This window comes from Streptomyces sp. NPDC006296, from assembly GCF_040613235.1.
Taxonomy (GTDB): domain Bacteria; phylum Actinomycetota; class Actinomycetes; order Streptomycetales; family Streptomycetaceae; genus Streptomyces.
This window is the reverse complement of record NZ_JBEXRT010000001.1, coordinates 247,479-266,840: the sequence shown is the minus strand read 5'-3', so window position 1 is coordinate 266,840 and position 19,362 is coordinate 247,479. Positions and strand designations below refer to the sequence as shown.

Below are 19,362 nucleotides of genomic sequence, written 5' to 3'. Positions count from 1 at the left end.
GCACGTCGGTGACGCAGCCGATAACTCAACTGGTGAGTAACAGAGTTGAAGTTCCCACAGCACCGACGTGTTGTCTGTGACACGTCACACTTCTGGCCGGTTCGGGTCATGGCCGGAGGCCGCCCGTGCCCCCGGTGTCCCGTGGGCACGGGACACCGGGGGCACGGGGGCCGGGGTCAGCGGTCGAGACGGATCAGGGTACGGACCATGCGGCAGGTGGTGTCGGACGGCCGGTGGAGGGCGAGACGGTCTGCGGTCGCGCGTATCCGGGCGTTGTCGGCGGTGGACGGCTGGTACACGCCGGTGTCGAGCAGGGCGATGGCCAGGCGCATGGCCTTGAGGCGGCGGTTGTGGGAGACGTACCAGGCGCGGGGCCTGCCCGCGGGGAGCCGCTTCTTGCGCGGCGGCTCGGAGGACGGACGCCCGGGGTCCGGACGGTGGAGCGGACTGCTCGGCGAATGACGGAGCGACTCGGTCGTGACTGCGGCAACGGCCATCGGCAACCTCCCGGCACGGTGGTGGAACCCTCACGAACTCCCCCTATTCTACGTCCCCCCACTGACAATCGCCCCTGGCCAGAGGCCATTTCGAGGATCGTTCCCGTACTCTTGGCCGCATGGAGATCTGGATCAATCCCGCCTGTTCCAAGTGCCGCGCCGCGGTGAGTCTGCTGGACGCCGAGGGCGCCGACTACACCGTCCGCCGGTACCTGGAGGACGTGCCCTCGGCCGACGAGATCCGGACGGTGCTCGGGCGTCTCGGCCTGGAGCCGTGGGACATCACCCGGACCGGGGAGGCGGACGCGAAGGAGCTCGGGATCGAGGAGTGGCCGAAGGACGACGGCGCGCGTGAGCGGTGGATCGCGGCGCTGGCGGAGCACCCGAAGCTGATCCAGCGGCCGATCATCACCGCGCAGGACGGCACGGCGGTGGTGGCGCGGACGGACGAGGCGGTACGGGACGCACTCGGGCGCTGAGCGGGAACGCCCGCGCGGCAGCTGATCGGGGCAGGCCGGCTGGTGCGGGTGGGCCGGCTGGTGCAGGTGGGCCGGGGGCCGTCCACGGCACCATGCCGGTGACCGGTCGGACGGCCCGGTCGGACGGCCCGCGCGGGCTGCCCGGCCGGGCCGTGCCCAGGTCGTCCGGGGGCCTCTCCCGCCCGGCCCCGGCCGCTCCCCCGGGGCCGCCGTCAGCCGCGCTCCAGTCCCGCCTCGGCCTGGGCCAGGATCTCGGTGAGGCGCAGCCCGAACCGTACGTCGCAGGGGTGCGGCACCCCCGTGCGCACCGCCTCGGACAGTGCGTCCACGGCCGCCCGGAAGGCTCCGGGGCCGTCGCCGCCGCCGTCCGGCAGGGACGACACCCCGGCCTCGCCCCGGAACTCGACCTCGGTGCCGGTCGCGCCGGACGGCGCGTCCAGGGCCAGCGTCACCGTGCTGGACGCCCCGGAGGTGTGCCGGAGCAGCAGATGCACGGCGTCGGCGGGGCCGCGCGCGGCGACCGCCTCCGTCACGTCGCCCAGCACCGGGATGAGGACCGAGAGCGCGTGCGGGCCCACGTCCCACAGGCCGCCCTTCTCACGGCGCCAGGGCGAGGCACCGAACTCGCTGGGCGCGTCCGGGGCGAACAGGGCGCCGATCCAGGACGCGCGGGCCGTGAACCAGCCGCCCGCCGCCGCCTGTTCGGCGATCCAGCCCGCCGTGCCCGCGGCGAACCGGAGGGTGCAGAAGACCACCGAGGCGACCCCGGTGCGCCCGGCCGCCTCGGCGACCTCGCGCGCCCCGGCGACCGTGGTGGAGACCGGCTTGTCCAGCAGCAGGTGGCGTCCCGCGGCGGCGGCCCGGGCCGCCAGGGGCGCCTGGACGTCCGGCGGCACGGCGAAGGCCACCGCGTCGTTCGCGGCCAGGAGCGCGTCGAAGCCCGCGTCGCCGGTGTGCGCCTCGGTGCCGTGGGCGGCGGCCAGCTCCCGGGCCGCCTCGGGGCGGCGGGCCCACACGCCGCCGAGCACGGCTCCGGGGTGCGCGGCGAGGGCGGGGGCGTGGGTCATACGGGCCCAGGGGCCCGCCCCGACGAGGCCGATCCGCAGCGGCGGTGCGGAGGAAGCGTGTGTGGTCATGCCGCCAGTCTGCCGGGCTCCGGGGACGGCCCGGCCGCGGGGTGCGCACCCGTGCGGGCGGGGCCGGGCGCCCGGAACGTATCCAGTGCACCGCGGGGCGGGACGGCCCGGTGCGGGGCGCACCAGGCGTCCGACACCCCGGGGAAACCTCGGTAACGCGGGGTTCACACTCGGGCAACGGCCGGGAAATCGCGTATTGCGAAGCTGCGCAGCATCGACCGCAGCACCCGCAAAGGATGGCGTCCGTGACGTTCAAGGCTGAGTACATCTGGATCGACGGCACCGAGCCGACCGCGAAGCTTCGCTCCAAGACGAAGATCATGGCCGGCGGTCCCACGCAGGGTGTGGCGGATCTGCCCGTATGGGGCTTCGACGGGTCGAGCACCAACCAGGCCGAGGGGCACGCCTCCGACCGGGTGCTGAAGCCGGTGTTCTCGTGTCCGGACCCGATCCGCGGCGGCGACGACATCCTGGTCCTGTGCGAGGTCTTCCACATCGACATGACGCCGCACGAGTCCAACACCCGGGCCTCGCTGCGTCCGGTCGCCGAGCAGTTCGCGGGCCAGGAGCCGGTCTTCGGCATCGAGCAGGAGTACACCTTCTTCGACGGGCACCGTCCGCTCGGCTTCCCCGAGGGCGGTTTCCCCGCCGCGCAGGGCGGCTACTACTGCGGCGTGGGCTCCGACGAGATCTTCGGCCGCGACATCGTCGAGAAGCACCTGGAGAACTGCCTGAAGGCGGGCCTCGGCATCTCCGGCATCAACGCCGAGGTCATGCCCGGCCAGTGGGAGTTCCAGGTCGGTCCGCTGTCCCCGCTGGAGGTCTCCGACCAGCTGTGGGTCGCCCGCTGGCTGCTCTACCGCACCGCCGAGGACTTCGGCGTCTCCGCGACGCTGGACCCGAAGCCGGTCAAGGGCGACTGGAACGGCGCGGGCGCGCACACCAACTTCTCCACCCGGGCGATGCGCGAGGGCTACGACGCGATCATCACCGCGTGCGAGTCGCTGGGTGAGGGGTCCAAGCCGATGGACCACGTCAAGCACTACGGCGCGGGCATCGACGACCGGCTGACCGGTCTGCACGAGACCGCCCCGTGGAACGAGTACAGCTACGGCGTCTCCGACCGCGGCGCCTCGGTCCGGATCCCGTGGCAGGTCGAGCAGGACCGGAAGGGCTACATCGAGGACCGCCGGCCGAACGCCAACGTCGACCCGTACGTGGTCACCCGGCTGATCGTCGACACCTGCTGCACCGCGCTGGAGAAGGCCGACCAGGTCTGATCCGCGGCCGGTCCGCACCGGCCCGCACGGAGGGGCGTCCGCTCGCGGGCGCCCCTCCGGCGTGCCCGGCCGGCGCCGCGCCGGAGGGCAGCGGGCCGGAGCCGTCGGGTCCCCGCCCGGGGACGGCGGGAGCCGGCTGGACGCACCCGGAACGGAGGCCACGGGAGAGGGACGTGAGGAACCTGACACAGGGGTCCGTTCCGACGGGTGAGAGGACCCTGCTGCGCGGCGCCGATCTCTGCTTCAATGGGGACATGGCCAGCCTCCAGTGCACCGCGTCGGGTCGCAGCGACCTCGAACCGTTCTGGCCTTCCCGTCAGCACCACGACTTCGACCGGGTGTGTTGCCGCGCGTGGAGCGCGCAGGCCCTCTAAAGCCGCCTCACCCCGGCCTTCGGCCCGCGCGCACGACGTACGTCCTCGACGACTCCTCGCGCGAAAGAGCTGACCCCTCATGGCGAACACCCGTACCTTCTCCACCGCGTCCGCCGCCACCGCGGCGACCGCGGTGTCCGCTGCGGCCACCACCACCGCCCGCACCGCCCTCTCCCCCAACCGCCACCGGCTGCGTGCCGTCGACCGCGACGAGGTCGTCGAGGTCCCGGACGTGGCCGGCTTCCTCCCGCCGGGAGCCACCTGGCTGCCCGCACCGCAGCACACGCTGCCCGCCCTGCCCGGCCGGCCGCCGATGGTCGGCTACCTGGTGCTGGTGCCCGCCGACCAGCAGCCGGCCCTGGCCGGTGCGGTGGCGTCCGCCCAGCAGCACGCGTCCGTGCCGGAGCCCGCGGCCGGTCCCGCGCCGGGCGGTCCGGTGCGGATCGACTCCACCCGGCGCACCGCCGCCGTGGACGGCGTCCCCCTGGACCTGACCTACCTGGAGTTCGAGCTGCTCGCCCACCTGGTGGCGCACCCGCACCGGGTGCACACCCGCGACCAGCTGGTGACGACGGTCTGGGGGTACGGGCACGTGGGCGACGGGCGCACCGTCGACGTCCATGTGGCCCGGCTCCGCCGCAAGCTGGGCGCCGAGCACCGCCGGTCGATCCAGACCGTGCGGCGGGTGGGGTACAAGTACGCGCCCTGAGCGCCCGCCGATGCGCGGTGCGGGCCCCGGGTCACGGCCCGGGGCCCGCACCGCGCCGGGAGCGGCCGCGCCGGGGTGACCATCGCACCATTCGCTCGTTCAGCTGAACATGCCCCCTCTGCGCGCAGTCCCGCCGTCCACCGGCCGCCCGTACGCGGAGCGGAGCGGCGGGGAACGGGCCGGGGCCGGGCCCGCCGAGCACTACGCCCGGCTGGTGCGGATCGCCTATCTCGTGCTGGCGCCCTCGCTCGGCCGCAACCGCCGGGTGCTGTCGGCGCACCGGCTGGCCCAGCGTGCCCTGGCCGCGGGGCGGGGCACGGATCCGGGGCGGGCCTACGCGCACGTGCGGCTCCGGGTGCTGCGGCTCTCGCTGGAGGCGGGGCAGCCGTTGCTCCGCCTCGCCCGGCCGCGCCGGGCGCAGTTCCCTCCGCTGGTGCCGCAGGTGTGGGGGCTGCGGCTCCTCACGCAGTCCTGCGGGGCGGACGAACTGGCCCTGGAACAGGCCCTCGCCGGGGTGTCGGCCCCGTGCAGGGCGGCGCACGTGCTGCGGGGGCTCGAAGGGCTGGACGACGCCGAGGTGTGCCGGGTGCTCGACGCGGCGGGCGTCGGGGACCCCCGGGCGTCGCTGCTGGAGGCCGACGGGCTGACGGCACCTCACGCACTGCTGATGTCACCGGAGTTCGACGCGTGCTCGCTCCAGGTCAGACCGGCCGATCCGGCCCGCCGCCGACGGCGCGGGCGCACGGTCCTGGCCGGGGCCGGCGCGCTGCTGGTCTGCGGGACGCTGCTGCTGACGCCGGGGGACGGCCTGGGCGGTCCGAGCGCCGCCTCGGCGCCGCTCTACGCGCGCCATCCCACCGCCGAGCAGGCGCTGGACCCGGCCGCGCTGCGCCGGGTGCCCGACGGTCTCTGGCGGGAGTCCGCACGGCGGGACTTCGGCGTCTGGCCCACCCGGGGCGACCGGACCGGGGACACCCGTCTGCTGCGCCGCGCCCTGGCCGTGTGGGCCAGGCCCGGGTCCGGGGTGGTCACGTCGGCGACGCCCGGGACCCCCGACGGCCCGCCGATGGGGCCGCCGCAGCTGCTCTACGCGGGCGAGGTCGGCCGGGCGGCCGTGGTGCTCTTCCACGACGGCCTGCGGGTGGTGCGCTACGCCGAGCCGCGCAACGCCGATCCGTCGAAGGGCGCCGTGCTGGACTTCGCCCGGGTGGACGGTGCGGACGCGGTGGCGGCGGGCGCCCTGGTGGCGCAGCGGCGTGCCGACGGGATCCGCTATCTGACCGCGCCGTGGGTGCGGGAGGCGGGTGTGCGCGACCTGCTCGAACCCCTCGGGCGGGCCCGGCCGCTGCCCCGCGACCGGTACGGGGTGACGGACCCGCTGCCGGGGCCGGACACGGGTGCCCGGGGGGACTGCCGCACCCGGCGGGTCCTGGAGCTGCGGGACGGCGCGGCGGCGCGGCTGATGGCGGATCTGGGTGAACTCACCCCCGTCCGCCTGACCTCGGGTGCTCCGGCCGCCCCGCACGACGTGTCGGGCCGGGCCGAGCGGGAGGGCTGGGCGCGCACGGCGTGCCTGCTGCCCGCGCTGCGGTCCGGCGGTGTGCGCTCGGTGAACTCCTGGGCGTACGCGGAGCAGCGGCTGCCGGAGGGCGCGGGGGACGCGCGGTGGTACTGCACCCGGGCGGAGACCTGGCGGGGCACGGGCAGCAGGGTCCTGGCGCAGTTCCAGGCGCCGCCCGAGCTGTCGGGCGGTGCGGGGGCCCCGGGGGCGGTGGCGGCGCGTGCGGAGGACTCGCCGGACTGCGGGGTCCGCAGACCGCGGGTGCTGGCGGGTGTGCTGTGGAGGTCGGACGGCGGCCGGTGGTACGTACTGGCGGCGGGTTCGGGGCAGTTCGCGTCCCTGGCCGCGTCCGGGGGTGTGGAGGGCCGGGCGGAGGGGCGGTTGCTGACGCTGCCGGCCGCCGAGGGGGCCCGGCCGCGGCTCGCCGGGGTGCTGGCGGACGGGACCCGGGTGGGTGCGCTGCGTTAGCCGCGGGGCGGTGCGGGCGGCCGGGCCGCGGGGTGGGACGCCCGGGGAAAAGGGCCGGTGGGAGTGCGGATGAGGGTCGTCCGACCGGCCCCGTTAGGCTGTTCGGCATGACGACCCGGGTACGGCGCAGGATGGGTGTCGAGGAGCGCAGGGCCCAGTTGATCGGCGTCGCCCTGGAGTTGTTCAGCCGCCGCTCGCCCGACGACGTGTCGATCGACGAGATCGCGGCGGCGGCGGGCATCTCGCGTCCGCTCGTCTACCACTACTTCCCGGGGAAGCGCAGCCTCTACGAGGCGGCGCTGAAGCGGGCGGCCGACGAGTTGTCAGGCCGCTTCCTGGAGGCCCGTGAAGGGCCCCTGAGTGCCCGGCTGATCCGGGTGATGGGCCGGTTCTTCGATTTCGTCGAGGAGCACGGCCCGGGCTTCGCCGCGCTGATGCGGGGCGGTCCGGCCGGTGGTTCGTCGACGGCGGACGCCCTGGTCGACGGGGTGCGGCAGGCCGCGTACGAGCAGATCCTCGCGCATCTCGGCGTGTCGTCCCCGCCGGCCCGGCTGGAGCTCGTCGTGCGGTCCTGGGTGTCGCTGGCGGAGTCGACGGCGCTGCTCTGGCTCGACGGGAAGCGCGTGCCGCGTGCCGAGCTGGAGGTGCAGCTGGTGCACGACTTCGCGGCGCTGGGGGCGGTGAGCGCGGCGTACGACCAGGAGATGGCCGGCATCATGCTGCGGGTCTTCTCGCAGGAGCCGGCGGACGGCCCGTTCGGTGAACTCCTCGCCAGGCTCTCGGTCCTGGCGCCCGCCGCCCCAGCCGTCCCCGCGCAGCGGCTGCCTCAGTCCTTGCGGTAGGACGCGTCGAGGTCCCGGACCTCGGCCGAGGCGTGCACGGTGAGCCCGTCGACGGGTCCGAGGTGCCGCGCCAGCAGTTCCAGGACGGCTTCGGTCAGCTGCGCCTTGGTCTCGGGGGCGCGGCCGGGCAGCATCGCGATCGCGACGTTGACGACGGCGTCGCCGGTGGCCGCGTCACCGGCGACGAAGTCCTCGGTCCGGCGGAAGCGGGTCTTGCAGGCGGGGATCCCGGTGGACACGGTCTCGGCGACGAGCGGGTGCAGGGCCAGCGCGAAGCCGCGGCGGTCGAAACCGTCGTCGAGCCCGGCGGAGTAGTCGACGGTGATCTGCGGCATCACGTGCTCCTGGGTGCGGTGCGGGTGCGTGTACGCGTACGTCGTGCGGGCACGGGTACGCGCCCCAGCTTCGCGTGATCACGCCGCCCGCACAAGCCGCTCCCCCGGGACACGCACCGGCCGGCCCCCGGCTCCGGGCCGCGGGGCCGGGAGCCGGGGACCGGCCGGCGGGAGGGGTGCGCCTCAGCGCTGTGCGAAGACGGCGACGGTGCGGCCCGGCACGGTGAAGCGGCCGGTGCCCGCCGCGTAGGAGGACTTCTTGACCACGGGGTCCGCGCCCGCCGCCTGGACGGGGTGCAGCGCGTACGCCGTCCCTGCCGGGTCGGTGAGGGTCTGGACCTGGGTGTCCGGGGTGGCGTTCATGACGACGACCAGCCCGCCGAGCCGCATCGTGATCACCCCCGGGGTCTCCTCGGTGCCGGAGAGCGGGAAGGACAGGGTGTCCTGGACCTGTCCGGCGGTGGCGAGACCGAAGTCCTTCTCGGTGGTGCGGATCGTGAGCAGGTCCCGGTAGGCGGCGGAGGCGCCGGTGATCTGCGCGCATCCGGGGCGGAGCGCGGCGGAGGCGAGCAGCGGCCTGGCGTAGGACCACTTGTCCTGGTTGTCGGCGGCCGGCGGCAGTCCCCGGCCGAAGCCGTTGCCCTTGCGGCAGTCCCAGTGCAGGGCGTTGAACCAGTCCCCGCTGTCGTAGGAGTTGCGGTCCAGCGACTTGGACCGCAGCAGGTCGGTACCGGCCTGGGAGAGCGCCGGGCCCTGGGAGAGCACGGCGGTCGCCATCGCCACGACCTGCATGCGGGCCCGTTCGGCCGCCGTGGTGTCCGCCGGGAGCTTGAAGGCGAGGGCGTCGTAGAGGGTCTCGTTGTCGTGGGCGTCGGCGTAGGCCAGCGCGTCGCCGGGGGCCGCCGCGTATCCGGCGGGGGCTCCGTTGTAGTCGACGGCCGAGCCCGTGACCGTGCGGCCCCGGGTGTCGGTGAAGGTGTAGTCGGCGAGGTTGCCGGAGAGGCCGACCTTGATCAGGTCCTGGTAGTGCAGCAGCCGGGCCCGCTGTTCGGCCGGGGTGCCGTTGGCGGCCGAGGTGTTGGGGTCGGTGTAGAGGCCGGAGGCGAAGCCCTGGACGCCGGGGTCCTCGTCGAAGGGGCCGCCGCCGCGCACGGCGTCGCGGGCCCGGTCGGAGAAGGTGGCGATGCCGGTGCCGGCCATGTTCTTCTGGGTGGCCTGGACGAAGCGGGCGTCGTCGGCGATCTCACCGAAGTTCCAGCCCTCGCCGTACAGGATGATCTTCTTGCCGTCGACGCCGTCCTTCGCGACGGTCAGCCCGTCGAGGGCCTTGCGGACCGCGAGGATGTTGGCCTTGGGGTGGTGGCCCATGAGGTCGAAGCGGAAGCCGTCGACCTTGTACTCCCGGGCCCAGGTGACGACGGAGTCCACGACGAGCTTGCCCATCATGGTGTTCTCGGTCGCGGTGCCGGCGCAGCAGGTCGAGGTGGCGACGCTGCCGTCCTCCAGGAGCCGCTGGTAGTAGCCGGGGACGATCCGGTCGAGGACGGACTTGTCGTCCTGGCCGGAGGCGACGGTGTGGTTGTAGACGACGTCCATGACGGTCCGCAGCCCGGCGCCGTTGAGTCCCTGGACCATCTGCCGGAACTCGGTGGTGCGCTTGGTGCCGTCGGGGTCGGAGGCGTAGGAGCCTTCGGGGACGGTGTAGTGCAGGGGGTCGTAGCCCCAGTTGAAGCCGTCCTTCGCGGCGGCCTTCGTGACGCAGGCCTGCTGCTCCTCGGAGTCGGGGGCGTAGACGGACAGGTCGCAGGCGGGCTGCTGCCGGTCGGACTTCTTCTCGGGGACGGTCCCGATGTCGAAGACGGGCAGCAGGTGCACGTAGCCGGTGCCGGAGTCCGCGAGTTCCGCGAGGTGCTTCATGCCGTCGGAGCGGGTGTCGGTGAAGGCGAGGTACTCGCCGGGGTGCTTCGACGTGGGGTCCGTGATCGAGAAGTCGCGGACGTGCAGCTCCTGGATCTGGGCGTCGCGGAGGGGGACGGCGGCGGGCTTCTTCAGCGCGGACCAGCCGCGCGGCGCGAGGCGCGGGTCGGCGAGGTCGACGACGAGGCTGCGGGCGGAGTCGGCGGTCAGGGCGGTGGAGTAGGGGTCGGTGACCTGGTTGGTGACCATCTTCCGGACGGTGGGGGCCCAGACCCGGACGGTGTAGCGGTAGGGCTTGCCCGTCCAGGACTTGTTGCCGGTGACCGACCAGACGCCGGTGCGGTCGTCGCGCCGCATCGGGACGGTGCGCCCGTCGAGTTCGAGCGAGACGGTGCGGGCCGTGGGGGCCCAGACGGAGAGGGTCGGGCTGTCCTTGCGGAAGACCGGTCCGAGCGCGGCACCGCTCGCCGCCTTGCCGTACAGGTCGTCCAGGACGCCCGCGGTCTGTACGCCGGTGGCGGCGAGCAGGGCCCCGTTGGCGGCGCGCTGGGTGGCGATCAGCTGGCCGCGCAGGGACTCGCGGACGCGGTCCCGGTCGCGGGGGTCGACGGTGAACGCCGGGTAGTCCTCCAGGTGCGGGTACCTGGCCTTCTGTGCGGTGGTGAGTGCGGTGGCGCCGAGCCGCAGCCACTGCCCCTCGTCGGACAGGGCACCGTCGACGACGGAGATGCCGCCGTTCTTCGCGTACACGAGCTGCTGGCTGGTGGCAGCGGTGGCCTTCACCTTCCAGACGACGGTGTCCGCGTCGATCCACTGGGCCTCGGCCTTGCCGAGGTCGGGGGTGGGCACCGCGCCGGTCTGCGGGAGGACGTGGCCGGGCTTGCCGCCGAGCATCCAGACCTCGTGCCCGTACGTGGCGAGGTCGAGGGACTGGTCGCCCGGGAGGTCCTTCTCGTCGCCCTTGTGGAGGATGTAGCTCAGCGCGGTGGCGCCGTCGGTGAGCGGGACCTCGAAGGTGACTCCGTAGGCGTCGCTGCTCACGGGCTTCAGCGGCTCGGCCCAGTCCGTGGGGGCGGCGGCGCCGGTCCAGGTGTGCAGGCCCCAGCCGTCGTAGTCGCCGTCGGCCCGGTGGTAGTGCAGGACGGCCTTGGAGGTGTCCTGCGGCGGGGCCTCGGGTGCCTCGGTGGTCTGGCCGTCCTCGCCCTGCCGGATCCAGACCTGGCCGGTCCTCGCGAGGTCGACGGTCCGCTCGGGTCCGTCGGCGGTGCCGTCCTTCTCGACGGTGTAGGAGACCGAGGAGGCGCCCTCGTCGAGGTCGATCCAGGCGAAGGCGCCGTAGGCGTCCCGGCCGATGAAGTCGGCGGTCCTGTCGCCGGACTTCAGCTGCCAGCCCTGGTAGTCGCCGTCCGCGCGCCGGTAGTGGACGACGGCCCGGTCGCGGTCGACGGCGACGGGCTTCGGGGCGGGCGGCGTCCGGCCGGCGGTCGTGGCGGCGAGGGCGCTCGCGGTGCGTCCGGCCCGGTCGACGGCGACGGCCTTGTAGCGCAGCGCGGTCCCGGCCTTCACCGAGGCGTCGAGGTGCTGGGTGACCGTGTACGGGGCGTGGTCGGCGGAGCCGAGCGTGGTCCACTTCCCGTCACCGGTCTGCGCGGCGAACACGACGCGGTTCAGGCCTCCGCCGTCGACGTCGGCGGTGAGCTCGACGGTGCCGGTGGCTCCGGCGGCCGGGGCCTTCAGGGTGACCGAGGGCTCGGTGGCCGGGGTGCCGAGCTGCTTGTCGGCGCGGAGCACGAGGCTGGACAGCGCGGGCACCGTGACCGTGACGGTCTTGTCGGAGGCGCTGCGCACCGTGCCGGAACCGCCGTACAGGGTACGGAAGTTCATGCCGGCGGACTCGGTGGGGAGCTTCACGGTCCGCGCCTCGGCGCCGTTGTTGGAGGCGACGAGGTATTCGTAGGGGCGCTCGCTGTCCGTCCGCGAGAAGGCGTGGACGGGGCCCTCGGCGTAGCGCTCGGTCTGGCTGCCGTCGCGCAGGGCCGGGTGCTCCCGGGTGAGCTTCGACAGGGCCGCTACGGAGCGGTAGAGCGGGTGCTCCGTGTCGTACGCGTCGGAGGCGTGCGTGCGGTCGGTGCCCAGCTGGTCGTCGTCGAGGTAGTCGGCGGTCTTCGAGGCGAACATGGTCTGGCGGGCGTCCTTGTCGCCGCCCGCACCGGTGTAGCCCTGCTCGTCGCCGTAGTAGACCACCGGGTTGCCGCGGCCGAGGAACATCAGCTCGTGGGCGAGGCGGGCGCGCTTCAGCAGCTCGGCGTCGCCGGCCTCCGGGTTGTCCTGCTTCAGGAAGGTCCCGATGCGGCCCATGTCGTGGTTGCCGAGGAAGGTGACCTGCTCGTAGGCGTTGGCCCGGTCGCTGGTGTAGCGGTAGTCGTCGGCGTAGACGGCGGCGAGCTTCGCGGCGGGGGCGCCCTGGGAGGCGTACTGCCGGGCGGCCTCCTGGAAGGGGAAGTCGAGGGTCGCGTCGAGCCGGCCCCGGGTCACGTACGGCGAGGTGACCGCGGCGTCGGAGGAGTAGACCTCGCCGAACATGAAGAAGTCGTCGCGGCCGCGCTTCGCCGCGTAGGCGTCGAGGGCGGTGGCCCACTGGGTCCAGAAGTCCATGTCGACGTGCTTGACGGTGTCGATGCGGAAGCCGTCGATGTCGAAGTCGCGGACCCACTTCTCGTAGATCTTCTCCATGCCGGAGACGACCTCGGGGCGCTCGGTCCAGAGGTCGTCGAGGCCGGAGAAGTCGCCGTACCCGGTGGACTCGCCCACATAGGTCGAGTCGCCCCTGTTGTGGTACATCGTGGGGTCGTTGAGCCAGGACGGGACCTTCCTGCCGGTGTTCACCGGGGTGTACGGGAAGGAGTCGGCGTCCACGTCCGCCATGCCCTCGGCGTCGTCGAAGGGCCGGCCGTCCTCGTCGAGGTACGGGAAGGCGCCCTTGGGCTTGTAGCCGTAGGTCTTCTCGGCGTAGTCGACGGTGTCGGCGGTGTGGTTGGTGATGACGTCGAAGAAGACCTTCATGCCCTTGCCGTGGGCCTTGTCGATCAGCTTCGTGAGGTCGGCGTTGGTCCCGAAGTGCGGGTCGACCCGGGTGAAGTCGGTGATCCAGTAGCCGTGGTAGCCGGCCGAGGCGTTGTCGCCCGTGCCCTGCACGGGCCGGTTCTCGAAGATCGGCGCGAGCCAGATCGCGGTGGTGCCGAGCCCCTTGATGTAGTCGAGCCGCCGGGTGAGGCCCTTGAGGTCGCCGCCCTGGTAGAAGCCCTTGTCCGTGGGGTCGTACCCGGTCTCCAGGCGCGAGCCGGTGAGCCCGCCGCGGTTGTTGGAGGGATCCCCGTCGGCGAACCGGTCGGGCAGCACGAAGTAGAACTGCTCGCGGGTCAGGTCGTGCCGGGCCGGCTCCTTCGCGAGGCGCGCGTCCGAGGGCGGCGCGGGGGGCCTGGGCGCGGCGGACGCGGTGGCCGCCGGGACGACGGGCAGCAGCGCCGCGCACAGTGCGGCGACGGCTCCCCGCCGGAGGGTGGTTCGGGACACGGGCGGGTACTCCTCGGCGTTCGGGGATCGTGCGGCAGGGGCGGCCGGGCAGCTGTCAGGGCCGGGCGGCACGCGGGCGGGAAGGGGCGGTGCGGGCCGCCGGGGAGCGGTGCGGGCCGGGCGGAGAGGGGGCCGGGGACGCCTGACGCGCGCGTCCCCGGCCCGCCGGGGCGGGGTCAGCCGCGCCAGACGTCGGCGGTCAGCGCGACCTTCCCGGAGGCCGGCACGGTGGCGGTGCGGTCGGCGCCGCTCTCCCAGGTGACGTTGCCGCTCGCGTCCTTGCGGAGGTACTTGTACGCGAAGGTGGTCCCGGCGGGCAGCGCCACGTCGAGCTTCCACACGGGGTAGGCGGCCGGGTCGAGCTTCAGCGCGGCGGCGGGCGCCCAGTTGCCGAGGGCGGCCTGGTTCCCGGTGACGTAGATGTTCTGCCCGGTCTGGGTGGTGGCGTTGACGCCGAAGGAGGCCCCGGACTGGCCGGTGCCGGGCGTGCTGCCGCCACCGGTGCAGGTGCGGGCGTTGACGTGCAGGGCCACGGCGGTGTTGGCGCCGAGGGTGGCGGTGAACTGTCCGGAGCCGTTGACGGTGACGCCCTTGCCGGACTGGACGTCGCAGTAGTCACCGGCGGGCAGCGAGGTCTGGAACGTGCGGCTCAGCGAGGTGCCCTCGTGGTTGATGGCGACGTACGCCTTGGAGCCCCGGCCGAACGCGATCTGGTCGCCGCCGTTGTCCCACCAGTTCGAGACGGCCTGGCCGCGGGCGGCGTTGCGGAACGCGACCATGGACGAGATCTCGCGCCAGGCGTGCTGGCACTTCCAGCCGTCGCTGTAGCAGGCGTTCACCTGGCCGCCGTTGGGCGGGCCCGCGTCCTTGTCGGTCCACTCGTATCCGGAGTGGACGTCCGGGGAGCCGTAGGGGTAGGCCAGCATGAAGACGTTCGCCAGCGTGTAGTTGGCGCCGTCCTTGTAGTTCAGGGTGTCGCCGCCGCGCTCGGTGTCGTGGTTGTCGACGAAGACGGCGGACCTGCCCGACTCCATGAAGCCCCAGCCCTCGCCGAAGTTCTTCAGGTAGGCGAGGTTCTCGTTGTTGAAGACCTGCTTGAGGCTGCGGCCGTAGCGGAACTCCTGGACGTCGCCGGTGCCGAGGTACTCGGAGGGCGAGACGGCCTCGCCCGCCCCGTAGATCGCCTCCTGCTTCCAGTACGCCCCGGGGTTGCTCAGCCGGGACTTGATGTTCGCGAGGTCGGCGGCCGGCATGTGCTTGGCCGCGTCGATGCGGAAGCCGTCGACGCCGAGGGACAGCAGGTCGTTGAGGTAGCCGGCGATCCGTCCGCGGACGTACTCCTCGCCGGTGTCCAGGTCGGCGAGGCCGACGAGTTCGCAGTTCTGGACGTTGGCACGGTCGCCGTAGTTGCTGATCTGCGCCTGGCAGTCGTTCATGTCGTTGACCGAGTAGGTGCCCGGGTAGTCGTACTTTGTGTACGAGGAGCCGCCCGTGCCGGTGCCGGACCCGGCCGACATGTGGTTGATGACCGTGTCGGCCACGACCTTGACGCCGGCGGCGTGACACCTGCTGACCATGTTCGCGAAGGCCGTACGGTCACCGAGGCGGCCTGCGATCTTGTAGCTGACCGGCTGGTACGAGGTCCACCACTGGGCGCCCTGGATGTGCTCCTGGGGCGGCGAGACCTGGACGTATCCGTATCCGGCGGGGCCGAGGCTGTCCGTGCACGCCTGGGCCACGGAGCTGAACTTCCACTCGAACATCACCGCGGTGACGTCCTTCTCGCCGGGCGGCGCGGCCTGCGCCGTGCCGGCGGCGCCGAGGCCGGTGGGGATGGCGAGCACGGCGGCGCCCAGGGTGAGGGCGAGCGCGCCGGACAAGGGCCTGCGTGCCATGACGTTCCTCCTGCGGTGGGGGAAGTGCGGGGATGGCGGAGCAGCCTCACATGGCAACGCGCCGTGCCCTCAAGGCTCATGAAGGTTCTTGCAGCAAGGATGCAAAACCCTGTGTGCCGCAGACCGTACGAGTCTGACCTGCCCTGGTCAACCCCCTGGACATGACCTGATCACATGCCGCTCACATCCAGGAAATCCCGGAGATTTCTTTCTGCAAGCCCTTACGCAAAATATTGCGTGGCTGTTAAGTTCATCCCGACTCCGGCCCGGTCGGCCGGGGGTCCGGTCCGCCGGGTCCCACGCGCCCGGCCGACCGGACCGGTCACGCTCCGGAGAGGCCCGGACGCCCTTCCCCGCAGGCCCAATCCCGGGCCGGCGCCCGGCCCTCTCCTGTGCGTGGCGAGAGATCGGCCCGCCTGCAGGGGCACGGCCCCGGCGCGTCCGCCCCCGCCCTCTTCGCGCAGGCAGTCGCCCACCCGCTCCTCGTCAACCGCGGGGCGAGGGGCTCGTGATGCTGATCCCGGGCTGCGGAAACAGCATCACCCCGGCCCGACCCGGACGCGTGCGTCCGCCGAGACCGCTGCGGTGCTCCCGGCGGACGGCCGAGAGTCAGCGGCCCGGACGTTCCTCCGTGCCGAAGATCTCTTCGGCGGTGGTCGCGGTGACGGCGCGGACCAGCCACCGGCGGGACCGTTCCGAGTCGGTGCAGGCGATGACCTGCTCGCGGATGCGGTCGGTGACGCCGATGCCACGCGCGCCGAGGACGAGCAGGATGTTCTCGGCGCGGGCCTCGGCGCGGCCTTGGGCGCGGCCTTGGGCGCGGCCCTGGGCGCGGCCCTGGGCGCGGCCCTGGTCGCGGATCTCCTCGGAGAGGGGAGAGATGTAGAAGGACAGATCGGCCACCAGATTCCTCCCTTGCCGTACGGGCGGACCGATGCCGGTACACCCCACGCAGGGCAACCGGCATCGGAGCGACGTCAGCGGTCGGCGGAGCTCGCCTCGTCGAAGATCTCGTCAGAGGCAGCGACGATCGCAGCGCGCAGCAGCCACCGACGGAGGAGCTCAGGGTCGCCGCAGCCGGTGACCTTGTCGCGGGTGGCCTCGGTGATATCGATGCCACGCGCACCGAGGATGAGCAGGACGTCCTCGGCGCGGCTTTCGACGCGGCCCTCGACACGGCCTTCGACGCGGCCCTCGACGCGGCCTTCGTCCCTGATTTCTTCGGAGAGCGGCGAGGTGTAGAAGGAGAGATCCACAGCCACCAGGTTCCTCCACTGTTGTGCGGCGGGGCGGGTGCCCAGGCCTTGTGCGATGAGTTCGACGAACGGTTCGGCGATCGATTCCGGTGTGTCGCGCAGGGCGACCGACATCGTCTTCAGTATGGCATCGACGTCCGGATTGTCTGCGTGTGTGATCGCGGAGAGTGTGGCGAGCGCGAGGTCTTTCCGGGCTTCGGCCACGTTCGTGATGACGGGCATGTTGTGGGGGCCCGCCACCAGGGGAAGGGTGGTGACGGTCGGCCACTGGGGCAGGCCGATCCGGAGCGGCCTGGCCGCCCATGCGGCGGTCGCGTGGTCCTGGCAGATCACGAGGAGCAGCACGGGCAGCCGGTACTTGTTGTTGAGGTACGTGACGTAGTAGGGCCAGCTGGCCGTTTTACCGGGGTCTTTCTTTCCCTGGGCTTCGACGATGAGAAGGAACGGCCCGTCGTTCTGCGTCTCGATCCGCAGGAGGGTGTCGACGCGTCGTTCGAGCGGTTCGTTCTCGGTGAGGTCGACCGTCAGAGGCTTTGCCGACGTGAGGCGCGGAAGTTCGAGCCCGAGGACTTCGGGAAGCCGGGAAAACAGACCCGGCTCTTTCTGAAAGATGCGGTGCATCGCTTCGTGCGGTGCGCTGACCATGGAGTTCCGTTCGGGATCAGGCGGTGTGGACAGGTCGGTCTGCCGGGTACCCATCGGGAAGCCTCTGCTTCCTCGTCGGTCCAGGCCCTCGATCGGGGCGAGCATATGCCCGGTAATACGTAATAAATCCATCTCAGTTGCGTCATGTCACCCACGTGAGTGACAGGCGGGTCGAGCCGGGCACCTCGTGGCTCCGCGCCCCGGAGGCGGTGATCACCGGACCAGGTCGAGTTCGGCCCAGACCGTCTTGCGCAGGGCAGGTTCGGCGTCGATGCCCCAGCGGTCCGCGAGCGCCTCGACGATCAGCAGACCGCGCCCCGACTCTGCCTCCCGGTCGGCCTCCACAGCAGCTCCGGGCGCGGGGGGCAGCCGTTCACCCCGGGCGTCGGTCACCTCGATGCGGAGGACCGCGTCGCGGTGAACCGTGAGGCGCAGCCGGAAGTCCCGGCCCTCTACGCGGCCGTGCAGGACTGCGTTCGCGGCCAGCTCGGCCACGATGTGCGCGGCCGGATCCATGGGGAGCCCCCAGTGGCTCAGATGCGCCGTGGTGAGCAGTCGGGCGAGTCTGGCGCCCCGGCGGGTGGGAGAGAGCAGCACGGTGAACTGCCGGGTCGGAGCGGAATGTTCGGTTCGGGTGATTTCTTGAGTCACGTCACTCAGCGTGGCCGCCCCCGCCTACCGTGAGAACCGGAAAGACGGTTACGTACGGTGATTGTCCCGTCGCTGTCCAGTCTTGTCCCGGCTGTCCGGGGTGACTCGCGGGGGACGACCGAGGTTGGCGCAGGAACGGCAGGCGCATCGGAAGTGGGGTACGGATGAGCGTGGATGAGACCGTCACGGAGCGCGGCGACGACGGGGTGGACGAGCCCGACTGGGACGTGGATCCCGATGACGAGTCGGGAGCCGCCATGGCGGCGACGGTGGGTCGCCAGATCAAGGCCTGGCGGGAATCGGTAGGCATGCGGGCCGGTGAGTTCGGAGCCGCGATCGGATACGGGGAGGACCTGGTCTACAAGGTCGAGGGCGGCCGGCGCATTCCCCGACCGGAGTTTCTGGACAAGGCGGACGAGGTACTGGGCGCGGGCGGGAAGCTGGCCCTGATGAAGCGTGAGTTGGCGGAGGTCCGGTACCCGAAGAAGGTGAGGGATCTTGCGAGACTGGAAGCACGGGCTGTCGAGCTGATGGCGTACGGAGACCACAACCTTCACGGGCTGCTTCAGACCGCTGAGTACGCACGGGCGCTTTTCGAAATGCGACTTCCCGCCTATAAGCCGGATGCGATCGAGCAGGCTGTCGCCGCACGAGCAGCCAGACAGACGATCTTTGAGCGAGCCCCTGCTCCCGCCCTCAGTTTCGTGCAGGAGGAAGCAACCCTCAGGCGCCCGCTCGGGGGCACAATGGTCCTACGCCGCCAACTCGAACATCTCTTGCACCTCGGCCAGTTGCGGCAGGTTTCCATTCAGGTCATGCCGATCGCACGCGAAGAACACGCAGGAATGCAGGGAGAGACACAGGTGCTGAAGTTCAAGGACGGGACAGCCTGGGGGCGCTCCGAGGGGGCGTTCAACGGCCGGGTGGTCTCCGATCCGAAGCAGCTTCGGATCCTTGAGCTGCGGTATGGAATGATCCGGGCGCAAGCGCTCCCCCCTGGGGAGTCCTTGGCTTTCATCGAGCAACTTCTGGGAGAAACATGATCAGCGAGCTGCCCGCCGAGGGCGTTCACGAACTGAAGTGGTCCAAGAGCAGCTACAGCAGCAACAGCAGTGAGGCCGACTGCGTCGAGGTCGCAACCGCGCCCGGCACGGTGCACGTGCGCGACTCGAAGAACACCCAGGGACCCCTGCTCGGCTTCTCCCCCACCACCTGGACGGCCTTCCTGGCCCACGCCTCCGAGCAGTGACGCACGGGCGGCCGTCCGCGGGTGCCGAACCGGGGCTCGGCCGCGGCCGGCACCCGCGGACCGGGCCGTGCGGGCGGCACGCGCGTCGCAGGTGACGTGCGGCCGGTCAGCCGCGGTCGTGGAGGGTGACGTGGTAGCCGTCGGGGTCGGCGAAGGTGAAGGTCCGGCCGAAGGGGCCGTCCACCGGGGCGGAGACGATGGCGTGGCCGTCGGCGACGAGGGCGTCGTGGATGGCCTGGACCCCGGTGGCGTGGAGCCAGATCGCGGCACCGATCCCGGGCTGGGCGACGGATGCGAGGTCGGTGCCGGGAACGATGTCACGGAGGGCGAACGCGATCGGCTTCGTCTCGAAGACCACGGCGTGCGGAGGACCGGCCTGGGAGCGTACGAGGCCGAGGTACTGCTCGTAGAACGCCTGCGAGGCGTCGAGGTCGCGCACCTGGAGCGAGATGAAGTCGGGGCCGGTGACGGGCATGGTGGTGCTCCTTCTCTTCG

General features: G+C 72.4%; 16 protein-coding genes. 7 read left to right on the top strand and 9 right to left on the bottom strand.

Annotation, left to right across the window (positions count from 1 at the left end; translation table 11 throughout):
• Positions 1–176 precede the first annotated feature (176 nt).
• A complete protein-coding gene (locus ABZ172_RS01260; protein ID WP_356878838.1) occupies positions 177–497 on the bottom strand; it encodes a hypothetical protein in 321 nt (106 codons plus the stop codon).
• Positions 498–616: 119 nt separating this feature from the next.
• On the opposite strand from ABZ172_RS01260, the gene ABZ172_RS01255 reads away from it, so the two are divergent.
• Positions 617–976, top strand: coding sequence for an arsenate reductase family protein (locus ABZ172_RS01255; protein WP_356878836.1), 360 nt, complete (start codon positions 617–619; stop codon positions 974–976).
• A 212-nt stretch (positions 977–1,188) separates the two neighbouring features.
• On the opposite strand, the gene ABZ172_RS01250 is transcribed toward ABZ172_RS01255, so the two are convergent.
• Positions 1,189–2,112, bottom strand: a complete 924-nt coding sequence (locus ABZ172_RS01250) for a Gfo/Idh/MocA family oxidoreductase (protein ID WP_356878834.1) — start codon at positions 2,110–2,112, stop codon at positions 1,189–1,191.
• Positions 2,113–2,357: 245 nt separating this feature from the next.
• Here ABZ172_RS01250 and glnII point away from each other — a divergent pair, with 245 nt between their 5' ends.
• The 4 genes from glnII to ABZ172_RS01230 all read left to right on the top strand — a co-directional run bounded on the left by glnII (position 2,358) and on the right by ABZ172_RS01230 (position 7,346).
• The gene (gene glnII, locus ABZ172_RS01245) at positions 2,358–3,392 is read left to right on the top strand and encodes a glutamine synthetase (protein ID WP_356878832.1); all 1,035 of its coding nucleotides are present in this window, start codon (positions 2,358–2,360) and stop codon (positions 3,390–3,392) included.
• 453 nt (positions 3,393–3,845) lie between these two features.
• On the top strand, positions 3,846–4,475 hold the full coding sequence (locus ABZ172_RS01240) for a winged helix-turn-helix domain-containing protein (RefSeq protein ID WP_356878830.1): 630 nt from the start codon (positions 3,846–3,848) through the stop codon (positions 4,473–4,475).
• A gap of 109 nt (positions 4,476–4,584) precedes the next feature.
• The gene (locus tag ABZ172_RS01235) at positions 4,585–6,504 is read left to right on the top strand and encodes a hypothetical protein (protein WP_356878828.1); all 1,920 of its coding nucleotides are present in this window, start codon (positions 4,585–4,587) and stop codon (positions 6,502–6,504) included.
• A gap of 107 nt (positions 6,505–6,611) precedes the next feature.
• Positions 6,612–7,346: a TetR/AcrR family transcriptional regulator gene (locus tag ABZ172_RS01230; protein WP_356878826.1), complete on the top strand. Its 735-nt coding sequence runs from the start codon at positions 6,612–6,614 to the stop codon at positions 7,344–7,346.
• On the opposite strand, the gene ABZ172_RS01225 is transcribed toward ABZ172_RS01230, so the two are convergent.
• From ABZ172_RS01225 to ABZ172_RS01200, 6 genes are all read right to left on the bottom strand, one after another.
• Positions 7,331–7,681 carry an isomerase gene (locus ABZ172_RS01225; RefSeq protein WP_356878824.1) on the bottom strand — a complete coding sequence of 117 codons (351 nt, stop codon included), beginning with the start codon at positions 7,679–7,681 and terminating at the stop codon, positions 7,331–7,333. The two genes, ABZ172_RS01230 and ABZ172_RS01225, sit on opposite strands and share 16 nt — an antisense overlap.
• A gap of 183 nt (positions 7,682–7,864) precedes the next feature.
• A complete protein-coding gene (pulA, locus tag ABZ172_RS01220; protein ID WP_356878822.1) occupies positions 7,865–13,171 on the bottom strand; it encodes a pullulanase-type alpha-1,6-glucosidase in 5,307 nt (1,768 codons plus the stop codon).
• A gap of 176 nt (positions 13,172–13,347) precedes the next feature.
• The gene (locus ABZ172_RS01215) at positions 13,348–15,066 is read right to left on the bottom strand and encodes a carbohydrate-binding module family 20 domain-containing protein (RefSeq protein WP_356878820.1); all 1,719 of its coding nucleotides are present in this window, start codon (positions 15,064–15,066) and stop codon (positions 13,348–13,350) included.
• Between the two features lie 609 nt (positions 15,067–15,675).
• Entirely contained in the window at positions 15,676–15,969 is a 294-nt protein-coding gene (locus ABZ172_RS01210) for a hypothetical protein (RefSeq protein WP_356878818.1), read from the bottom strand.
• A 74-nt stretch (positions 15,970–16,043) separates the two neighbouring features.
• Entirely contained in the window at positions 16,044–16,967 is a 924-nt protein-coding gene (locus tag ABZ172_RS01205; RefSeq protein ID WP_356878904.1) for a hypothetical protein, read from the bottom strand.
• Between the two features lie 213 nt (positions 16,968–17,180).
• On the bottom strand, positions 17,181–17,618 hold the full coding sequence (locus tag ABZ172_RS01200; protein ID WP_356878816.1) for an ATP-binding protein: 438 nt from the start codon (positions 17,616–17,618) through the stop codon (positions 17,181–17,183).
• A gap of 164 nt (positions 17,619–17,782) precedes the next feature.
• Between ABZ172_RS01200 and ABZ172_RS01195 the strand changes: the two genes are divergently transcribed.
• Positions 17,783–18,661: a helix-turn-helix transcriptional regulator gene (locus ABZ172_RS01195; protein WP_356878814.1), complete on the top strand. Its 879-nt coding sequence runs from the start codon at positions 17,783–17,785 to the stop codon at positions 18,659–18,661.
• Positions 18,658–18,867, top strand: coding sequence for a DUF397 domain-containing protein (locus tag ABZ172_RS01190; RefSeq protein ID WP_356878812.1), 210 nt, complete (start codon positions 18,658–18,660; stop codon positions 18,865–18,867). The genes ABZ172_RS01195 and ABZ172_RS01190 overlap by 4 nt, the downstream gene beginning before the upstream one ends.
• Positions 18,868–18,973: 106 nt before the next feature.
• Here the strand turns inward: ABZ172_RS01190 and ABZ172_RS01185 are convergent, their stop codons facing one another.
• Complete coding sequence (locus tag ABZ172_RS01185; protein WP_356878810.1) at positions 18,974–19,342, bottom strand: VOC family protein; 369 nt, start codon at positions 19,340–19,342, stop codon at positions 18,974–18,976.
• Positions 19,343–19,362 lie beyond the last annotated feature (20 nt).